We start from the raw sequence: 18,709 nt of genomic DNA on the forward strand, positions 1-18,709 counted from the left end.
CTAGCGCTCCCCGGACGCCGCCAAATCAGCCGCCATTGTAGGCGTTTCGCTCGCCGCGTCACGGCGGAACAGCACGTAGAGCGCCGGCAGCACCAGCAAGGTCAGGATGGTCGAGGAGATGATGCCGCCGATCACCACGGTCGCCAGCGGCCGCTGCACCTCGGCGCCGGCACCGGTCGCGAGCGCCATCGGCACGAAGCCGAGCGAGGCGACCAGCGCGGTCATCAGCACCGGCCGCAGCCGCGTCAACGCGCCCTCGCGTACGGCCTCCGCGACCGGCCGCCCCTCGCTGCGCAGCCGCTCGATGAAGGCGATGATGACGAGGCCGTTGAGCACGGCGACGCCCGACAGCGCGATGAAGCCGACACCGGCGCTGATCGAGAGCGGAATACCGCGCAGCAGCAGCGCCGCCACGCCGCCGGTCAGCGCCAGCGGAACGCCGGAGAATACCAGCGCCGCATCGGCCGCCGATCCCATGCTCATGAACAGCAGCAGGAACACCAGCAGAAGCGCCACCGGCACCACGATCGTCAGCCGCTTGGTCGCGGAGACCAATTGCTCGAACTGGCCGCCCCAGCCGATCCAGTAGCCGGGCGGGAGCTTGACCTTCTCGGCCACCGCCGCCTCGGCGTCAGTGACGAAGGAGCCGAGATCGCGCGCGCGGACATTGGCGGTGACGACGATGCGCCGCTTGCCGTTCTCGCGGCTGATCTGGTTCGGCCCGGGCGTCGCGTCGACGGTGGCAACCGACGACAGCGGCACATAGCGCATCTGGGCGAGGGGAGAGGCGGCCAGCGCGGTGCGAATGGCCGTGCCGGTTGCGGCGTCCTCGCCGGGCGGCAGCGGAATCGGGATCGCCCGGATCGCCTCGAGATTGCCGCGCAGGTATTCGGGCAGGCGCACGACGATGTCGAAACGGCGATCGCCCTCGAACAGCTTGCCGGCCGACTTGCCGCCGACGGCGATCTCGACGATGCCCTGCACCTCGCTGACACTGAGGCCGTAGCGGGCGAGCGCCTGGCGATCGAGGCGGACGGTGAGGATCGGCAGCCCTGCGACCTGCTCGATCTTGACGTCGCTGGCGCCGCGGATACCGCGGATCGCGGCCTCGACCTGCTTGGCTGCGCCTTGCAGGATATCGAGGTCATCGCCGAAGATCTTGACGCCAACGTCGGTGCGCACGCCCGAGATCAGCTCGTTGACCCGGAACTGGATCGGCTGGGAGATTTCGTAGGCGCTGCCGGGAATATCGTCGGCGGCCTTGTCGATGGCCTCGATCACATCCGATTTCGATTTGCCGGGGTCGGGCCATTCGGCGCGCGGCTTCAACATGACGTAGCCGTCGGTCTGTGCCGGCGACATCGGGTCGGTGGCGATCTCGGCGGTGCCGATGCGGGTGAAGAATTCCTTCACCTCCGGAACCTGCATGACGCGTTTTTCCAGCGCCTTCTGCAGGTCTACCGATTGCGTCAGACTGGTGCCGGGAATCCGGATCGAGGCCAGCGCGACGTCGCCTTCGTCCAGGCTCGGAATGAACTCGCCGCCCATCCGCGACGCGGCGATGCCGCTTGCGACCACGATGAGTGCGGCCATGACGGCGACGGCGGCCCGGTTGTCGATGGCAAAGCGGAGCAGGGGGAGATAGGCCCGCTTGGCCATCCGCATGAACAGGTTTTCGTGCTCGGACACCTTGCCGGTGACGAAGATGGCGACCGCCGCCGGCACGAAGGTGATCGAGAAAAGAACGGCTGCGCCGAGCGCCATCAGCACGGTCAGCGCCATCGGCGTGAACATCTTGCCCTCGACGCCGGTCAGCGTCAGCACGGGCAGATAGACCACCGCGATGATCAGCGTTCCGAACAGGCTCGGCTTGATGACTTCGCTGGACCCGCGCAGGATCGCGCGCATTCGCTCCGAGACCGTCAGCAGCCCGCCTTTGTCGCGCTGCGCCTGGGCCAGCATGCGCAGGCAATTCTCGACGATGATCACCGCGCCGTCGACGATGATGCCGAAGTCGATGGCGCCGAGGCTCATCAGGTTCGCGCTGACTTTCGTCTCGACCATGCCTGATATCGTCATCGCCATGGACAGCGGAATGACGCAGGCCACCACGAGCGCGGCGCGGATGTTGCCGAGGATCAGGAACAGTACGGCCACCACCAGGGCCGCGCCTTCCAGCAAGTTGTTCTTGACCGTGCGGACGGTGGCTTCCACCAGGTCGGTGCGGTCGTAGACGGTCCGCGTCACTACGCCGTCGGGCAGCGATTTGGCGATCTCGTCCAGGCGAGCGGCGACGCGGCTTGCCACCGTGCGGCTGTTCTCGCCGATCAGCAGCATGGCGGTGCCGAGCACGGTCTCCTCGCCATTGCGCGTCGCAGCGCCCGTGCGCAGGTCTCGGCCTTCCGTGACAACAGCGACGTCCCTGATCCTGACGGGATTGCCGCCGCGCGAGCCGATCACGACATCCTGGATTTCACTGAGGTTGCCGACCTGGCCCGGTGAGCGAACCAGATATTGCTCGCCGTTGCGCTCGATATAGCCGGCGCCGACATTGGCGTTGTTGGCGGCGAGCGCCGTCATGACGTCGCGGAAGCCGAGCCGGTAGGCCATCAGCTTGCCTGGGTCCGGCAGCACATGGAACTGCCGCTCGAAGCCGCCGATGGTGTTGACCTCGATCACTCCGGGCACGTTGCGAAGCTGCGGCTTGATGATCCAGTCCTGCACGGTGCGCAGATCGGTCAGCGAATAGTCGTGACCGCCTTGCGTCTTCGCGCCCGCCTTGTCGTCTCTCTTGGCTTCGACGGTGTACATGAAGATTTCGCCGAGCCCGGTCGAGACCGGACCCATCGCGACCTCGACGCCGGCCGGAAGCTGGTCCTTGACCTGCTGGATGCGTTCGCCGACGAGCTGGCGGGCGAAGAAGATGTCGGTGCCGTCCTTGAAGACGACCGTCACCTGGCTGAGACCGTAGCGCGACAGCGAGCGGGTGTAGTCGAGCCTGGGCAGGCCGCCCATCGCAGTCTCGACGGGGAAGGTGATGCGCTGCTCGGTTTCGAGTGGGGAATAGCCGGGGGCGCGCGTGTTGATCTGGACCTGGATGTTGGTGATATCAGGCACCGCGTCGATCGGCAGGCGCTGGAAATTTAGGGCACCGAAAGCGACGGCGCCGAGCGCGAGCAGGAGGACCAGCCAGCGCTGTTGAAGCGAGACGGCGATCAGGCGCTCAATCATGTTCGGCCTCGCCCTTGCCCATCTCCGCCTTCACGACGAAGCTGTTCTCGGCGACGTAATGCTCGCCGGCCGACAGGCCGGCCCTGATCTCGATATGGCGCGGGTCGGAATCGCCAAGTTCAACCGGTCGCGCCTCGATCTTGTCGCCGTCTTCGCGGACGAACACGATGGTCCGGTTCTCCAGCGTCTGGATCGCGCTGCGGCGCACGGCGACCGCGACGTTGCGGGCGGCGAGGATCAGTTTGGCCGTGACGAACAGCCCGGGCCGCAGGCGCCCGTCAGGATTTTGCAGCACCACGCGTGCAAGCGCGGTCTGCGTCTCGCTGGAGCCGATCGGCGCCATGTAGGAGATCGTGCCCTTGATCTCGCCGCGGCCATCGTCGGGATCGATCAGCACCTCGTCGTTGAGGTGGACTCGCCGGAGATCCTGCCGGTAGATCGACAGGTCGACCCAGATGGTGGAGAGGTCGGCGACGACGAAGGCCGGTTTCTGCTCGGAGGCGTATTCTCCGAGCGAGATCTGCCGCTCGATGATGGTGCCGGCAATGGGCGCCTTCAGCTCGTAGACGGTGAGGCTCTGGTTGCTCTCGATGGCGGCGAGCAGATCGTCCTTGCCGACCTTGTCGCCGATGCGCTTCTGGATCGATTTGGCGAGGCCCGGGAAGCGCGGCGTCACCTGCACCACGGCTTCCTGGTTGGCGCGCAGGATGCCGTTGAAGGCGAGCGTGTCGGTCAGCGTGACGCTCGCGGCTTCGGCGAGCGTCACGCCCGCGGCTGCGAGCTTGACGTCGGAGATGCGGATGCGGTCGGCGCCATGCTCGTCCTGCTCAACATGGTCGTTCGGCTTCTTTTCGGAATGCTCGCTGTGCTCGGTATGCGCGGGCGTGGCTGGCTCGAGCAGGGAGTAGCCGTAGGCGCCGAGCGCGGCGGCAACGATGGCCACGACGATAGTAGAGGACGTCTTCATCGTGCGGTCTCCCGCGCCAGCGTGAAGGGATTGCCGACGAGGCCTTCGATGGTCGCAACGCCGGCGTGGAAGTTCTGCAGCGCCTCCTGCTCGCGCAGGCGCGCCTGGCTGACGCTGGCCTGGGCGTCGAGCACCTCGAGCAGGGTGAAGCGGCCCTGGCCGTAGCCTTGCGAGATCGCCTCGGACGCCTCCATGGCCTTGGGGATGGCGGTCTCGCGCAGCACCGCGAGCTCGCGCAGCGAGCCCTGCAGCGAGTCGTAGGCGCGGCCGGCGATCACGATCAGCGTGTTGCGGTTGACCTCGCGCTCGGCCCGGGTCTTGGCGAGGCTTTCCTGCGCCGAGAGGATGTTTCCCTGGTTCCGGTCGAACACGGGGATCGGCACGGAGAGGGAGAGCCTGACAGCATCGTCATTGGTCTCGCTGAAGTGGCGCCAGCCGGCTGCGATCCGCACGTCCGGATAGGGCTTGAGCCGTGCCAGTAGAAGTTCCGCGTTACGCTGGGCATAGACCGCCGTCCAGCGCACCAGTTGCGGATTGGCGTCGATGGCGGCGACCACCGACTGGAACGTCGGCGTTTTACCCAGGATGTCCAGCCGGCCGGAGACCTCGCCGAATTTGGCGTTGGGATCGCCCATCAGCACCGCAAGCTCGCGTCGGGCGCTGGCCAGAATTGCCTTGAAGCGTTCGCGGTCGGCCTTCACCAGGGCGGAGGCGACTTCGGCGCGGCCGGTTTCGGCCGGCGAGGAGGCGCCGGCCTCGACGCGGCGGCGGAGCAGCGGCGTCAGGCGGTCGATTGCCGCAATCTGCTCGTCGAGGATATGGATGCGCCGCTGCGCCCCGAGCACGCCGAGGAAGGCGATCGCGGTTTCCGACAGCACCTCGAGCCTGATCGCCTTGCGCTGGATCGCGGCGACCTCGATGCCGGCAGCGCCAGCCGCGATCCGCGCGTCGCGCTTGCCGAACAGCTCGAAGGCCTGGCTGATCTGCAGCGTCGTCTCCGCCGATCGCGTCCCGCGATATTTGCCGGAACCGAAGGAATCGTCCTGCTCGTAGGAGAGTTCCGGATTGAGCAGGGCGCCCGCCTGGATGCGCTGGCCGGTGGCGATGCCGACGTCACGCTCCGCCGCCGTCAGCCGCGGGCTCGCGGCCAGCGCGCGCGACAACGCGCTCCGCATCGTCAAAGTCTGGGCGTGAGACGGCGCAATCGCCAATCCCGCAATCAGACACGCTGCCGCGCACGCCAGGCGCGCGGCCATTCCCCTGCAAAACATGAAACCGACCTGTGAAGGATGAACCCAATGGGCGCTGGACGCCCGACCAATCCGTTCAGGCAACAGGTTTGGGAGGGGGAGAGTCGGTATCGGGGACAATTCCGGCGAGCCGGACGGCGTGTTGCGGGCGCGATGGCGACAGAAGCGCGATCGATACGGCCGATAGCACCGGCTGCGCCACGGCGACAGAGAAGCAGCCATGGCAATGATGTCCACCGATGGCCTTGTGGTCACTGTGGCCCGCGGGACCATCAAGGACCGCGGCGATCTCCGAGCCGCCGCCGGGCGTGGTGACATCGATGTCGTGCGAGCCATGCAGCACGCCCGCGAGCAGGTAGACGACGGCGATCAGCACGGACAGCAGCCCGCGCCAGTTGCGCCGGCGGCAAGTTCCTGAGGGCTGGCGGTTCGCGGGCACGACGTCACTCTGGTTGCGGTCTATGCCCGGCCTAGCATGGGGGCGGGAATAGTGTCGACCCGCAACATTGTTACGTCCCTTGAAGGATTGCCGCAGTGCTGGCCGAACACCCGCGCGCCGGGCACGTGATCAGGCCCCGTCGAGCGTCGGCTGCGGCTTCGGATGCCACCTCTGGAACATCGCCGGTTGCGGCTTCCGCAAAAGGAAGGCCCCAGCCGGGGTTAACCGGCTGAGGCCTTCGTGCTCACAATCTTCATCCTTGGGACTCGAACAGGCAACGCCCTGTCGGCCCATCCGTTCCAGCAGGTTCGTCCAATTTGGAACGTTCCTCATTCTTCGTGATTAGCCGACGAGGAAAATTGAGGAGGACGGACTATGGATGGACTGATTTATCTGATCGGCTTGATCGTCGTGATCATGGCGATCCTGTCGTTCTTCGGCCTGCGTTGAGAGAGCCGCGATGACGATTGAAACTGTCATGCGGGAAGAGATCATGGAAAGCGGCCTGGAGGCCGACGCGGGCCGGACCATTCAATGGGGTTCGGTGTTCGCAGGCGCTCTTGCGGCCGGCGCCATGTCGTTCATCCTGATCGGCTTTGGCGTCGCGGTCGGCCTCGGGGTCAGCTCGGCCTCGCCGACCTGGCGGGATTCCTCCGCCGCGCTGGCTCTGCTGTCAGGGCTGTATCTGATCATCCAGGCGATCATCAGCTTCGGCGTCGGCGGGTACATCGCCGGCCGGACGACGCGCCCGGCACCTGCGCTGACGACGATCGAGGACGACGCCGAGAGGCGGGACGGCCTTCACGGGCTGACGTCCTGGGCGCTGGCAGTGCTGTTCGGCGCAGCTCTCCTCGCCATGCTTGGCGCATCTGCGATCGAGCGTTCACCGTTGCGAAGCTCGGCCAGCAATACGTCCGCCGCCGAGCCGCTCTTGAGCTACGAGTTGGACAAGCTGTTCCGCGCGCCGCGCCGACCGCCTAACACCGACCTCCGGGAGGCTCGCGCCGAAGCAGGACGCATCCTGATGACGTCATCGAGCCATAGCGGGGTCAGTACCGACGATCGGGTTTACCTGATCCAGCAGGTGGCAGCCGTCACAGGGCTGGCAGCGCCCGACTCCGAACGTCGCGTGGATGCGCTGATCGCGGACGCGAAAACGGCCATTAATCGCGCGCGGCGCAACTCGATCATCGTTGCGTTCTCGATCGCGGCGGCGACCCTGATTGGAGCCGTGGTGGCATGGGCGGCAGCGGTCGCCGGTGGGCGGCACCGCGACGGTGCGGCGTTGCCGAACTGGATGGCGAGTTCAAATCGCTTCCACCGCAGTCCGCGCGCAATGCCGGTGCCGTAGACCTTCAAGTAACTGGACCTTCAAACAAATGGCCGGGCGCTAGCCCGGCCATTCGACGATTGCGGGGAGCCTTTAGGCCTTCTCCGCCCAGATCATCGCGAGATACACGATGGTCTGCACGGCCTTTTCCATGTCCTGTCGGCTGACCCATTCGAGCCGCGAGTGAAACGCGTGCTCGCCGGCAAAGATGTTGGGGCAGGGCAGGCCCATGAAAGACAGGCGCGAGCCGTCGGTGCCGCCGCGGATCGCGGTGCGCATCGGGCGCAGGCCGGCGCGGCGGATCGCTTCGATGGCGTATTCGAGCACGTGCGGATGACGGTCGATCACCTGCTTCATGTTGCGGTACTGCTCCTTCACCTCGAACGTGTAGGTCGAGCGCGGATAGTCCTTCATCACGTCCTTGACGATGGTCTCGAGCAGGACTTCCTTCTCCTTCAGCCCTTCCTCGGTGAAGTCGCGCACGATAAAGGAGAGCCTTGCCTGCTCCAGCGCGCCCTCGATGCCGATCGGATGTAGAAAGCCCTGCTTGCCCGAGGTCGTCTCCGGCGAGCAGCCTTCCTTCGGCAGCCGCTCGACGATGGCCGCGGCGATCTTGATCGCGTGCTCCATCTTGCCCTTGGCATAGCCGGGATGGGCGCTGACGCCGTTGATGGTGATGGTGGCGCCGTCGGCCGAGAAGGTCTCGTCCTCGACGCAGCCGGCGCTCTCGCCGTCCATGGTGTAGCCGAAATCGGCACCGAGCTTCTTGATGTCGACATTGTCGACGCCGCGGCCGATCTCCTCATCCGGCGTGAACAGGATCTTGATGGTGCCGTGCTTCACATCGGGATTGTTGATGAAGAAATGCGCGGCGTCCATGATCTCGGCGACGCCCGCCTTGTTGTCGGCCCCCAAGAGCGTGGTGCCGTCTGTGGTGATGATGTCGTTGCCGATCTGGTTCTTCAGCGCCGGGTGTTCGGCGAAGCGGATCACCTGGCTGGTGTCGCCCGGCAGCGTGATGTCACCGCCGCGGTAGTTCGTCCAGACCTGCGGCTTGACGTCCTTGCCGATGACGTCGGGCGAAGTGTCCATGTGCGAGCAGAAGCAGATCACCGGCACCTTCTTGGTCGTGTTGGCCGGGATCGTTCCGTAGACGTAGCCATATTCGTCGAGATGCGCATCGGTGACGCCGATGGCCTTCAGCTCGGCGGCGAGCACGCGGCCGAGATCCTTCTGCTTCTCGGTCGAGGGCGAGCGAGGGGATTCCGGATCGGACTGGGTGTCGATGGTGACGTAGCGCAGGAAGCGCTCGGTCACGGTGTGCGAAAAGGTGAGGGAGGACATTTCTGGTCAAACCGCCGGGGTCAGGGGAGCAGCCGGTATACCAGAAAAGCGGGCCGCGTTGCGGCAGCAAGGGGGTGGGATCAGGCTTAACGAAAGGTAGCCTCAGATCGCCTCTTTCAGTTCCTTGACCGGACGAAAGGTGACCTTCTTGCTGGCCTTGATGTGGATCGGCTCCCCGGTGGCGGGATTGCGACCGGTGCGGGCGGCGCGCTTGCGGACCTGGAGGATGCCTAAGCCGACGATGCGGACCCGGTCGCCCTTCTTCAGGTGCTTGGTGATCAGCTCGACCATGTCGGTCAGGACGGCCTCGGCGCGCTTCTTCGAGAGCTCCTGGCTGTCCGCAATGTCGGCGGCGAGGTGCTTGAGGGTGATGGTGGCGGGAGCGGCTGCCTTCTTCGCCGAATCCTTCTTGGCCGAATCCTTCTTAGACATGGCTGGCCTCCTCGTTGTCCAATGACAGGGATTCCCTGAAAAAGCCGAGAATGCGTGGGAATCCCTTTAAGTCCTTTGAGACCTAGACGATTCGGGTGCGGGCTGACACCGCCGCAGGTCCCCAGCCGGAGGAACGTCGCTCACGGCTCGCCGCAGCTGCGGCAGACCTCAAGGAGTTCAAGCTAAGACTATGAAGGGATTGCCAAAATGGCGCGAGAGACGGGGCTCGAACCCGCGACCTCCGGCGTGACAGGCCGGCGCTCTAACCAACTGAGCTACTCCCGCGTGGTTCGCTCGATGCGCGCGGAACGAGGGGGGAATTAAAGGCGGGGCTGGGTGAAGTCAAGGACGTTGCGCTGGCACGGTGCTTCTCGGCTAAGTATTGCTCTGGAAAATGAAAAAGGCCGCCCGGAGGCGGCCATGGGTCAGCCCGGAACAGGACGTCTCAGCGAATCTCGGACGTCCCCGCGCTCGTCACCACCACCGGTTTGCCGGCTTTGATCACGTGGCTGGACTGGGCGGTCTGGCTGTAATCGGCGTTGCTGCGGGCGGCGATCCCGAAGGCCGCCACTGTGATGCCGGCCACCAGCGCCACCACCACGATCTTCAGGTGGGTCGCACGATCAGCAGAGTGGATTGAGTGGTTCATTTGAGCCTCCCGACGGGCTTTGCCGCCGTCTATGGCCCTGTCTTAAGGACCATCTGTTTCCGGATCGTTTCGCGGGTTCCGCAAAATGGTTTCATCTCGCCGCCCGGCTGGTTTCGCCGGGGGCCGCCGGAACGTCCCTCAGCCCCGGCTGTGTCGCGTCGCGGGGGCGCAGTTCCCGCAGCAATTTCCGGACATGTTGGAGTGCTTCTAAGAGCGCCTCTAAGAGGCTTTCAATTAGGGAAATCGTGCGCCTCTGCATAAGCCTCTCCCCCAATGCACGCCGTCACGGGGCTGACGGCATGACACATGCAGTTTCGTTTGGGGTGGCGCGTGAACAGTCTTGGAATGCTGCGGTCGGCCGTATTGGCGACCGCGTCCGCTTGGATTTTGATGCCGCAGGCATCGCTTGCACAATCCTCCGCGCAGAGTGGCGCAACGAGTCTGCCGCCGGTGACCGTCACCGCACCGGAAGCGCGCCGGCGCGCCGCCACGACTCCTCAGCGCCGCGCACCGCGCTCGTCGGAGCAGGGCGCCAACAGGAACAGGCCGCAACCGCAGCGCAATGTCGGCTTCGTCGAGACGCCGCGCGGCCCGGTGAATGGCTACGTTGCGGGCCTCAGCTCGTCCGGCACCAAGACCAACACGCCGATCATGCAGACGCCGCAATCGGTGTCGGTCATCGGCGCCGAGCAGATCCGCGACCAGAAGCCGAACAAGCTCGACGAGGTGCTGCGCTACACCGCCGGTGTCCGGGCAGGGACTTTCGGCACGGACACCCGCAATGACTGGTGGCTGATCCGCGGCTTCAAGTCCGAGGATATCGGTCTGTTCCTCGACGGCATGCAGCTGTTCTACACCTCCTATGCGAGCTGGAAGCTGCAGACGTCGAACATGGAGCGGGTCGAGGTGCTGCGCGGTCCGTCCGCGGTGCTCTATGGCGGATCGAGCCCGAGCGGCATCGTCAACGTCATCAGCAAGCTGCCGCCGGCCGAGCCGATCCGCTACGTCGAGACCGGCGTCAACAATTTCGGCAACGCCTATGTCAGCTTCGATTTCGGCGGGCCGGTCGCGACGAGCCCCGAGAACGGCAAGCTGTTTGCCCGCGTGGTCGGCCAGGTCCAGAACGGCGGCACACAGGTCAACTTCACGCCTGACAACAACTACTTCATCGCACCGTCGTTCACCTGGAAGCCGGATGCCGACACGAGCTTCACGGTGCTGGCCTCGGCCTCAAAGCAGGATACCCGCGGCATCAACTTCCTGCCCTATCAGGGCACGGTGACGAATGCGCCGTTCGGCAAGATTCCGACCAGCTTCTTCGTCGGCGATCCCAGCGTCGACAAGTTCACGCGCGAGCAGGAGATGCTCGGCTATCAGTTCGCGCGCAATCTCACCGAGGACCTGACGTTCCGTCAGAATGCCCGCTTTGCGCATGTCGACATCACCTACCGCGGCTATGTCGGCAACGATTGGGCCAACGTCAACACGGCCACCCTCAATCGGTACAATTGGTATGCGAAGAACACCGCCAATCAAGCCAATCTCGACAACCAGCTGGAGTATCGCTTCGACACCGGCCCGGTGAAGCACACCATGCTGTTCGGGGTCGATCTGAAGGGCTACCAGATCGACGACTATCAGGCCTTCGGCTTCGGCGTGTCCTCGATCAACGTCTTCAATCCCTCCTATGGCGCGGCCGAGGTTGCGCTTCCGAGCGCCCCGTTCCGGAATTTCCAGATCACGCAGAAGCAGGCGGGGACCTATCTTCAGGACCAGATGAAGCTCGGCAATTTCACGCTGGTGCTGAGCGGCCGCAACGACTGGGTCGAGACGACGCAGGAAGCGCGTGACACCGGCGCCACCGTCGGAAGCCGCGAGGACAGCAAGTTCAGCGGCCGCGCCGGGCTGATCTATAATTTCGACAACGGCATTGCGCCCTACGTCTCCTATTCGACGAGCTACAATCCGATCATCGGCCTCAACGCCCAGAACCAGCTGTTTCTGCCGGAGACCGGCAAGCAGGCCGAAATCGGCGTGAAGGTCGCGCCGAAAGGCTTCGACGGTTATTTCACAGTCTCGGCTTTCGACCTGGTCCGTCAGAATGTCGCGACGACGTTGCCGGGCAGCGTTCCGGTCCTGCAGAACCAGACCGGCGAGGTGACGTCGCGCGGTATCGAGCTCGAAGCGGTGGCCAATGCCACCAAGGAGCTGAAGTTCATCGGCTCCTTCACGGCCTATCATCTCTTCAACAGCCGGGATCTCGATCCGTCGCTGGTCGGCAAGACGCCGACCAACACGCCTGAGCTGCTGGTCTCGGGCTGGGCCGACTACACCTTCAAGGACGGGCCGCTGGAAGGCTTTGGTTTCGGCGGTGGCGTTCGCTACATCGGCGCGTCCTGGGCCGACACTGCCAATACCCTCGAGGTTCCCGCGGTGGTGCTCGGCGATCTCGCCGTCCACTACGAGTGGCAGAACTGGCGGACGGCGCTCAACGTGATCAACCTGACCGACAAGGTCTATGTCGCGAGTTGCGCCTCGGCCGCGTCCTGCTTCTACGGTGACCGCCGGCGCATCACCGCCAGCGTTTCCTACAAATGGTGAGGACGGGTGAGGGCCGCGACGTCACGGGCGGCCGATCCTCCGCCACGAGATAGATGAGCATCCGGGCTATGCCCCCCAGCCCGAAGCTCATCCGGGCGCGGCGCGCGCGACGGCCCTCCACGTCGCCGCCGCCGCGCTCGCGACCGGTCGGGCTGCAAAGATATCGCAGGAGGCGGGGGCTCGGCCTCGTTTGATGCATGGCTCATGCTCACTCTGCCTGTGGATAGGCTGCTCGGAGCGGCTCGGGGCTTGTTCGGCCGGAATGCCGCCGACCGGCGCCTATCCTCCGTGTAATGTGGATTTTGCTGCGCCGCGGCCTACATAAGGTGGGCTTTCCCAAGCAACGGACGCCACTGCCGCGAGCGCGGACCGCCCTTGCTGGGTTTGGCGATCTGCTCCATACCAGCGCGGGGTGATTCCGGGATTTTCACCGTTCTGGGGGCGGCAAATGGCCTAAAAAGAGCGTGTCTTGCGCCCATTGGTGCACTGCGCTAAGGCTCAGAATAATTCCAAATCGGACGAATCCGTGGCTGTCCCGAGGCTGCGGGAAAAAGGGCTCGCCAATGAGCGGCATTCTGCAGAACTATCTTCCACTCGTCGTCTTTATAGGGGTAGCTGCTATCATCGGCCTCGTGCTGCTGATCGCGCCCTTCATCGTGGCGTTCCAACAGCCTGATCCGGAAAAGCTGTCGGCGTATGAGTGCGGTTTCAACGCCTTCGACGACGCGCGCATGAAGTTCGACGTCCGCTTCTATCTGGTCGCCATCCTCTTCATCATCTTCGACCTTGAGGTGGCGTTCCTGTTTCCCTGGGCGGTGGCGTTCGGCAAGCTCGGCGCGACCGGCTTCTGGTCCATGGTGGTGTTCCTCGGCGTGCTGACGGTCGGGTTCGCCTATGAATGGAAGAAGGGAGCTCTGGAATGGGATTGAACCCTGCGCTGTCCACAGGTCCGGCGATCGCGCCGGCCCCCAAGGGCATCCTGGATCCGTCGACCGGCAGGCCGGTCGGAGCCAATGATCCGTTCTTCCTCGAGGTCAACTCCGAGCTGTCCGACAAGGGCTTCTTCGTCGCCGCGACCGACGATCTCATCACCTGGGCTCGTACCGGCTCGCTGATGTGGATGACCTTCGGTCTCGCCTGCTGTGCGGTCGAGATGATGCAGGTGTCGATGCCGCGCTACGACGTCGAGCGCTTCGGCTTCGCGCCCCGTGCCTCGCCGCGCCAGTCCGACGTGATGATCGTCGCGGGCACCCTGACCAACAAGATGGCGCCTGCGCTGCGCAAGGTCTACGACCAGATGCCCGAGCCGCGCTACGTCATCTCGATGGGCTCCTGCGCCAATGGCGGCGGCTATTATCACTATTCCTATTCGGTCGTGCGCGGCTGCGACCGCATCGTGCCGATCGACATCTATGTGCCGGGCTGCCCGCCCACGGCGGAAGCGCTGCTCTACGGCGTGCTGCTGCTGCAGAAGAAGATCCGCCGCACCGGCACCATCGAACGCTAAGGTTTTACGTCATGGACGACGCCAAGCTCGACGCCCTGGGGCAGACGATCGTGAGCGCGCTTCCGGGCGCCGCTCTCGGTCATTCGGTGGCCTTCAACCAGCTCTCGGTCGATGTCGAGGCCAGCAAGATCGTCGAGGTGGTCAAGTACCTCCGCGACGACCCGAGCTGTCGTTTCATCAACTTCACCGACATCACGGCGGCGGATTATCCTTCGCGCGAGAAGCGCTTCGACGTGATCTATCACTTCCTGTCACCGACCCTGAACGCGCGGATCCGGCTCAAGGCGCAGGCCGACGAGACCACCCAGGTGCCGTCGCTGATCGAGGTGTTTCCCGGCGCCGACTGGTTCGAGCGCGAGGCCTACGACCTCTACGGCGTGTTCTTCGTCGGCCATCCTGACATGCGGCGCCTGCTGACCGATTACGGTTTCGAGGGCCATCCGCTGCGGAAGGATTTCCCGACCACTGGTTTCGTCGAGGTCCGCTACGACGACCAGGAGAAGCGGGTGGTGTACGAGCCCGTCCGGCTCAACCAGGAATTCCGCAAGTTCGACTTTTTGTCTCCGTGGGAGGGGGCGGACTATCCGGTCCTTCCAGGGGATGAAAAGGCGGGACCGAAGGTCTGATCATGAACGAGCAACCCGAACAGCTTCGCAACTTCACCATCAACTTCGGGCCGCAGCATCCGGCGGCCCACGGAGTGTTGCGTCTCGTGCTCGAATTGGATGGCGAAGTCGTCGCGCGTGTCGACCCCCATATCGGCCTGCTGCATCGCGGCACCGAGAAGCTGATCGAGCAGAAGACCTATCTGCAGGCGATCCCGTATTTCGACCGGCTCGACTACGTCGCGCCGATGAACCAGGAGCACGCCTTCTGCATGGCGGCCGAGAAGCTGCTCGGCATCGAGGTGCCGCGTCGCGGCCAGCTCATCCGCGTGCTCTATTGCGAGATCGGCCGCATCCTGTCGCATCTGCTCAACGTCACCACGCAGGCGATGGACGTCGGCGCGCTGACCCCGCCGCTGTGGGGCTTCGAAGAGCGCGAAAAGCTGATGGTGTTCTACGAGCGCGCCTCGGGCAGCCGTATGCACGCGGCCTTCTTCCGCGTCGGCGGCGTGCATCAGGATTTGCCGCAGAAGCTGGTCGACGACATCGAGGCCTGGTGCGATCCGTTCCTCAAGGTGGTGGACGATCTCGACCGTCTTCTCACCGCCAACCGCATCTTCAAGCAGCGCAACGTCGACATCGGCGTGGTGCCGCTGAAGGAAGCCTGGGAGTGGGGCTTCTCGGGCGTGATGGTGCGCGGCTCGGGCGCGGCCTGGGATTTGCGCAAGTCGCAGCCCTATGAATGCTACGCCGAGATGGATTTCGACATCCCGATCGGCAAAAACGGCGACTGCTACGACCGCTATCTGATCCGCATGGAAGAGATGCGCCAGTCCGTGCGCATCATGAGGCAGTGCATCCAGAAGCTGAACGCGCCTGAGGGGAAGGGGCCGGTCGTCGTCGAAGACAACAAGGTCGCACCGCCGCGCCGTGGCGAGATGAAGCGCTCGATGGAAGCGCTGATCCATCACTTCAAGCTCTACACCGAAGGCGTCCACGTGCCCGCCGGTGAAGTCTACGCCGCGGTCGAGGCGCCCAAGGGCGAGTTCGGCGTCTATCTGATCTCCGACGGCACCAACAAGCCCTACAAGTGCAAGATCCGCGCGCCCGGCTTTGCGCATCTGCAGGCCATGGACCACATCTGCCGCGGCCATCTGCTCGCCGACGTCTCGGCCATCCTCGGCTCGCTCGACATCGTGTTCGGAGAGGTCGATCGGTGATGGGGCAGCAGGCGCCAATCCAGTTCGACCGCGCCTCGGGGGCCCTTGAAGGGGCCAACCTTTGGGAGCGGACGGCTGCCTTGGCGCTGGTGACGGGATCGAAGATCTCCTCGCACTTCTCGCACATGGGCTACATCGCCTGCGCGAATCTGCTGCGGAAGACGCTGCCGGAGCGCAACATCGCGATCCGGCTCAATCCCGACGCCGTGTTCGAATTCCCTTACGGCGACGGCTATTGGAGCAAGCTGCTCAACCGATCCTACAATTACGAGGACGAGCTCGAGCTGCTGTTCTCCGATAGCGTCGACGTCGACTACACGCTGCTCGATTGCGGTGCCAATTACGGCTATTGGTCGGTGCTGGTGTCGAGCAAGCCGTTCGGCTCGCACAAGGCGATCGCGATCGAGCCGTCGGGGCAGAACTACCCGAAGCTCGCCAACAACGCCCGCGTCAACGGCAATCGCTTCGAGACCATGAAATGCGCGATCGGCGCCAGCCGCGGCACCGCGCGTCTGTCGGGCACCAAGCACGAGGCCTTCAGCATCGCCGGCGCTCCGTCCGCGGGCGGTGAGGAGGTGCCGGTCGTCGCACTCGACAATCTGATCGAGGACGGCAGGGTGGCAAGCGCCGGCAAGTACCTGATCAAGCTCGACGTCGAGGGCGTCGAGATCGAGGCGATCAAGGGCGGCGCGCGTCTGCTCCAGGCCGACAGCGTCATCATGTGCGAGGAGCACGGCAGCGACCGCTCTCATGCGGTGTCGCGCTTCATCCTCGAACAGACCCCGCTGAAGCTGATCGTGTTCGATCCGCGCAGCAACCGGATGGAGACCGTGACCGAGCTGTCGATCCTCGACCGCATCAAGGTCTCGACCCACGTCGGCTACAACGTTTTCGGCACCGCAAGCGCATTTTGGCAGGACAGGATCGAAGCCCTGAATGCGAAAACTGCGCGCCGCATGCAGTGAGAGATTGAAGAGATGTCCGTTCGCCGATTAGCACCGAAGGAAGTTCAGCCCGCGAGCTTTGCGTTCACGGAGGAGAACCTCGCATTCGCCAAGCAGCAGATCGCGAAATATCCGGCCGGACGCCAGGCCTCCGCCGTCATCGCCATTCTCTGGCGCGCGCAGGAGCAGCACGACGGCTGGGTCTCGGAAGCCGCGATCCGCGTCATCGCCGACATGCTCGACATGCCCTATATCCGCGTGCTGGAAGTCGCGACCTTCTACACGATGTTCCAGCTCGCCCCCGTCGGCAAGAAGGCCCACGTCCAGGTCTGCGGCACCACGCCGTGCCGGCTGCGGGGCGCCGAGGATCTGATCCACGTCTGCGAGCACCGCATCCATCACGAGCCCTTCCATCTGTCCAAGGACGGCAATTTCAGCTGGGAGGAGGTCGAGTGCCTCGGTGCCTGCGTGAACGCGCCGGTGGTCATGATCGGCAAGGATACCTATGAGGACCTGACCAAGGAAAGCTTCGGCAAGGTGCTCGACGGTTTCGCTTCGGGCAATCCGCCCAAGCCCGGTCCGCAGAACGGCCGCCAGTTCTCGGCGCCGATGGGCGGACCGACCACGCTGAAGGAGAGCACCTGATGGGTGATCTCCCCGCAATTGGAGGGAACGGGGCCGTGAAGAAATGGGGCTTCGTCGCCATGCACGCCGCGGTCGCGGCCGCTTTCATGTTCCTGCTGCAGCGTTTCATCATGAACGCGACGCAGGAGACCAGTCTGCTCTGGGCGCTGATCTTCGCCGTCTGCGCCGCCGGACTTGCCTACAAGCAGTCCATTCGTTGATCGGAAAGCACTGATATGCTCGAGGACAAGGATCGCATCTTCAAGAACCTCTACGGCCTCCACGATTGGGGGCTCGAGGGCGCGCGGCGCCGCGGTGCCTGGGATGGCACCAAGAACATCATCGACAAGGGCCGCGACTGGATCATCAACGAGATGAAGGCCTCTGGACTGCGCGGCCGCGGCGGCGCCGGTTTCCCGACCGGTCTGAAATGGTCCTTCATGCCGAAGGAGTCCACCGACGGTCGTCCCAGCTATCTCGTCGTCAACGCCGACGAATCCGAGCCCGGCACCTGCAAGGATCGCGAGATCATGCGGCACGATCCGCATCTCCTGATCGAGGGCTGCCTGATCGCGAGCTGCGCGATGAACGCGCATGCCTGCTACATCTATGTTCGCGGCGAATTCATCCGCGAGCGCGAGCATCTCCAGGCCGCGATCGACCAGGCCTATGAGGCCAAGCTCGTTGGCAAGGACAACGTCAACGGCTGGCCGTTCGACATCTACGTCGCCCACGGCGCCGGCGCCTACATCTGCGGCGAGGAAACCGCGCTGCTCGAAAGCCTCGAGGGCAAGAAGGGCCAACCGCGGCTGAAGCCGCCGTTCCCGGCCAATGTCGGCCTGTTCGGCTGCCCGACGACCGTCAACAACGTCGAGTCCATCGCGGTCGCGCCGGACATCCTGCGCCGCGGCGCGGGCTGGTTCGCCGGCATCGGCCGTCCGAACAATGTCGGCACCAAGCTCTTCTGCATCTCCGGTCATGTCGAGCGGCCCTGCAACGTCGAAGAGGCCATGGGCATTCCGTTCCGTGAGCTGATCGACAAGCATTGCGGCGGCATCCGCGGCGGCTGGGACAACCTCAAGGCCGTGATCCCCGGCGGCTCGTCGGTGCGCATGGTGCCGGCCGAGCAGATCATCGACACGCCGATGGACTTCGACAGCCTCAGCAAGCTGCGCTCGGGCCTTGGCACCGCGGCCGTGATCGTGATGGACAAGTCGACCGATCTGATCCGCGCGATTGCCCGCATCTCGTATTTCTACAAGCACGAGAGCTGCGGCCAGTGCACGCCGTGCCGCGAGGGCACGGGCTGGATGTGGCGCGTGCTCACCCGCATGGCCGAAGGCCGCGCCCACAAGCGCGAGATCGACATGCTGCTCGAAGTCACCAAGCAGGTCGAAGGCCACACCATCTGCGCGCTCGGCGACGCGGCGGCATGGCCGATCCAGGGCCTGATCGCGCATTTCCGTCACGAGATCGAAGCGCGTATCGACGAGTATTCGCACAAGTCCGACATCGACGATATCGGCGTCCGCGATCCCGTGAACATGGTCGCGGCGGAGTAAGAGA

The 18,709-nt window shown here is 64.6% G+C and carries 17 protein-coding genes and 1 tRNA gene; 10 read left to right on the forward strand and 8 right to left on the reverse strand.

Features of this window, described 5'->3' with window-relative positions; genetic code table 11:
• The 4 genes from IVB24_RS19905 to IVB24_RS19920 are packed head-to-tail and all read right to left on the reverse strand — an operon-like array spanning position 1 to position 5,887.
• The gene (locus IVB24_RS19905; protein WP_247768216.1) at positions 1–3,231 is read right to left on the reverse strand and encodes a CusA/CzcA family heavy metal efflux RND transporter; all 3,231 of its coding nucleotides are present in this window, start codon (positions 3,229–3,231) and stop codon (positions 1–3) included.
• On the reverse strand, positions 3,224–4,198 hold the full coding sequence (gene ihpB / locus IVB24_RS19910; RefSeq protein ID WP_247768217.1) for a divalent metal ion exporter adaptor subunit IhpB: 975 nt from the start codon (positions 4,196–4,198) through the stop codon (positions 3,224–3,226). Before ihpB ends, IVB24_RS19905 begins: the two co-directional genes overlap by 8 nt.
• On the reverse strand, positions 4,195–5,469 hold the full coding sequence (gene ihpA / locus IVB24_RS19915; protein ID WP_140479975.1) for a divalent metal ion exporter subunit IhpA: 1,275 nt from the start codon (positions 5,467–5,469) through the stop codon (positions 4,195–4,197). Before ihpA ends, ihpB begins: the two co-directional genes overlap by 4 nt.
• Positions 5,470–5,524: 55 nt before the next feature.
• Positions 5,525–5,887: a hypothetical protein gene (locus tag IVB24_RS19920; protein WP_247768218.1), complete on the reverse strand. Its 363-nt coding sequence runs from the start codon at positions 5,885–5,887 to the stop codon at positions 5,525–5,527.
• A 460-nt stretch (positions 5,888–6,347) separates the two neighbouring features.
• On the opposite strand from IVB24_RS19920, the gene IVB24_RS19925 reads away from it, so the two are divergent.
• Positions 6,348–7,238: a hypothetical protein gene (locus IVB24_RS19925; protein WP_247768219.1), complete on the forward strand. Its 891-nt coding sequence runs from the start codon at positions 6,348–6,350 to the stop codon at positions 7,236–7,238.
• A gap of 72 nt (positions 7,239–7,310) precedes the next feature.
• Here IVB24_RS19925 and pepT read toward each other — a convergent pair whose 3' ends face one another.
• From pepT to IVB24_RS19945, 4 genes are all read right to left on the reverse strand, one after another.
• Complete coding sequence (pepT, locus tag IVB24_RS19930; protein ID WP_247768221.1) at positions 7,311–8,561, reverse strand: peptidase T; 1,251 nt, start codon at positions 8,559–8,561, stop codon at positions 7,311–7,313.
• A gap of 102 nt (positions 8,562–8,663) precedes the next feature.
• Positions 8,664–8,993, reverse strand: a complete 330-nt coding sequence (locus tag IVB24_RS19935; RefSeq protein WP_140479971.1) for an HU family DNA-binding protein — start codon at positions 8,991–8,993, stop codon at positions 8,664–8,666.
• Positions 8,994–9,201: 208 nt separating this feature from the next.
• Positions 9,202–9,278: transfer RNA gene (locus IVB24_RS19940), tRNA-Asp, on the reverse strand.
• A 160-nt stretch (positions 9,279–9,438) separates the two neighbouring features.
• Entirely contained in the window at positions 9,439–9,642 is a 204-nt protein-coding gene (locus IVB24_RS19945) for a hypothetical protein (RefSeq protein ID WP_094977659.1), read from the reverse strand.
• Between the two features lie 345 nt (positions 9,643–9,987).
• Here IVB24_RS19945 and IVB24_RS19950 point away from each other — a divergent pair, with 345 nt between their 5' ends.
• The 9 genes from IVB24_RS19950 (at position 9,988) to nuoF (ending at position 18,705) form a co-directional block, all read left to right on the forward strand.
• Complete coding sequence (locus tag IVB24_RS19950) at positions 9,988–12,243, forward strand: TonB-dependent siderophore receptor (RefSeq protein WP_247774134.1); 2,256 nt, start codon at positions 9,988–9,990, stop codon at positions 12,241–12,243.
• A gap of 563 nt (positions 12,244–12,806) precedes the next feature.
• Entirely contained in the window at positions 12,807–13,172 is a 366-nt protein-coding gene (locus IVB24_RS19955; protein ID WP_094977661.1) for an NADH-quinone oxidoreductase subunit A, read from the forward strand.
• The gene (locus tag IVB24_RS19960; protein WP_247768223.1) at positions 13,163–13,750 is read left to right on the forward strand and encodes an NADH-quinone oxidoreductase subunit B; all 588 of its coding nucleotides are present in this window, start codon (positions 13,163–13,165) and stop codon (positions 13,748–13,750) included. The genes IVB24_RS19955 and IVB24_RS19960 overlap by 10 nt, the downstream gene beginning before the upstream one ends.
• Before the next feature lie 11 nt (positions 13,751–13,761).
• Entirely contained in the window at positions 13,762–14,376 is a 615-nt protein-coding gene (locus tag IVB24_RS19965; RefSeq protein ID WP_094977663.1) for an NADH-quinone oxidoreductase subunit C, read from the forward strand.
• 2 nt (positions 14,377–14,378) lie between these two features.
• A complete protein-coding gene (locus tag IVB24_RS19970; protein ID WP_094977664.1) occupies positions 14,379–15,575 on the forward strand; it encodes an NADH-quinone oxidoreductase subunit D in 1,197 nt (398 codons plus the stop codon).
• Positions 15,575–16,540 carry an FkbM family methyltransferase gene (locus tag IVB24_RS19975; RefSeq protein ID WP_166477120.1) on the forward strand — a complete coding sequence of 322 codons (966 nt, stop codon included), beginning with the start codon at positions 15,575–15,577 and terminating at the stop codon, positions 16,538–16,540. The genes IVB24_RS19970 and IVB24_RS19975 overlap by 1 nt, the downstream gene beginning before the upstream one ends.
• 12 nt (positions 16,541–16,552) lie before the next feature.
• Complete coding sequence (nuoE, locus tag IVB24_RS19980) at positions 16,553–17,164, forward strand: NADH-quinone oxidoreductase subunit NuoE (protein WP_247768225.1); 612 nt, start codon at positions 16,553–16,555, stop codon at positions 17,162–17,164.
• The gene (locus IVB24_RS19985; RefSeq protein WP_094977667.1) at positions 17,164–17,364 is read left to right on the forward strand and encodes a hypothetical protein; all 201 of its coding nucleotides are present in this window, start codon (positions 17,164–17,166) and stop codon (positions 17,362–17,364) included. The genes nuoE and IVB24_RS19985 overlap by 1 nt, the downstream gene beginning before the upstream one ends.
• A 15-nt stretch (positions 17,365–17,379) precedes the next feature.
• Entirely contained in the window at positions 17,380–18,705 is a 1,326-nt protein-coding gene (nuoF, locus tag IVB24_RS19990) for an NADH-quinone oxidoreductase subunit NuoF (protein ID WP_106952734.1), read from the forward strand.
• The last annotated feature ends 4 nt before the right edge of the window (positions 18,706–18,709 follow it).

Origin of the sequence: Bradyrhizobium sp. 192 (assembly GCF_023100965.1) — a bacterium.
In the GTDB taxonomy this organism is placed as follows: Bacteria; Pseudomonadota; Alphaproteobacteria; order Rhizobiales; family Xanthobacteraceae; genus Bradyrhizobium; species Bradyrhizobium symbiodeficiens.

What these genes read in the sequence shown, in the direction of transcription:
- IVB24_RS19905 (WP_247768216.1), bottom strand. Translation starts at nt 3,231, where the DNA reads ATGATTGAGCGCCTGATCGCCGTCTCGCTTCAACAGCGCTGGCTGGTC.
- ihpB (WP_247768217.1), bottom strand. Translation starts at nt 4,198, where the DNA reads ATGAAGACGTCCTCTACTATCGTCGTGGCCATCGTTGCCGCCGCGCTC.
- ihpA (WP_140479975.1), bottom strand. Translation starts at nt 5,469, where the DNA reads ATGTTTTGCAGGGGAATGGCCGCGCGCCTGGCGTGCGCGGCAGCGTGT.
- IVB24_RS19925 (WP_247768219.1), top strand. Translation starts at nt 6,348, where the DNA reads ATGACGATTGAAACTGTCATGCGGGAAGAGATCATGGAAAGCGGCCTG.
- pepT (WP_247768221.1), bottom strand. Translation starts at nt 8,561, where the DNA reads ATGTCCTCCCTCACCTTTTCGCACACCGTGACCGAGCGCTTCCTGCGC.
- IVB24_RS19935 (WP_140479971.1), bottom strand. Translation starts at nt 8,993, where the DNA reads ATGTCTAAGAAGGATTCGGCCAAGAAGGATTCGGCGAAGAAGGCAGCC.
- IVB24_RS19945 (WP_094977659.1), bottom strand. Translation starts at nt 9,642, where the DNA reads ATGAACCACTCAATCCACTCTGCTGATCGTGCGACCCACCTGAAGATC.
- IVB24_RS19950 (WP_247774134.1), top strand. Translation starts at nt 9,988, where the DNA reads ATGCTGCGGTCGGCCGTATTGGCGACCGCGTCCGCTTGGATTTTGATG.
- IVB24_RS19955 (WP_094977661.1), top strand. Translation starts at nt 12,807, where the DNA reads ATGAGCGGCATTCTGCAGAACTATCTTCCACTCGTCGTCTTTATAGGG.
- IVB24_RS19960 (WP_247768223.1), top strand. Translation starts at nt 13,163, where the DNA reads ATGGGATTGAACCCTGCGCTGTCCACAGGTCCGGCGATCGCGCCGGCC.
- IVB24_RS19965 (WP_094977663.1), top strand. Translation starts at nt 13,762, where the DNA reads ATGGACGACGCCAAGCTCGACGCCCTGGGGCAGACGATCGTGAGCGCG.
- IVB24_RS19970 (WP_094977664.1), top strand. Translation starts at nt 14,379, where the DNA reads ATGAACGAGCAACCCGAACAGCTTCGCAACTTCACCATCAACTTCGGG.
- IVB24_RS19975 (WP_166477120.1), top strand. Translation starts at nt 15,575, where the DNA reads ATGGGGCAGCAGGCGCCAATCCAGTTCGACCGCGCCTCGGGGGCCCTT.
- nuoE (WP_247768225.1), top strand. Translation starts at nt 16,553, where the DNA reads ATGTCCGTTCGCCGATTAGCACCGAAGGAAGTTCAGCCCGCGAGCTTT.
- IVB24_RS19985 (WP_094977667.1), top strand. Translation starts at nt 17,164, where the DNA reads ATGGGTGATCTCCCCGCAATTGGAGGGAACGGGGCCGTGAAGAAATGG.
- nuoF (WP_106952734.1), top strand. Translation starts at nt 17,380, where the DNA reads ATGCTCGAGGACAAGGATCGCATCTTCAAGAACCTCTACGGCCTCCAC.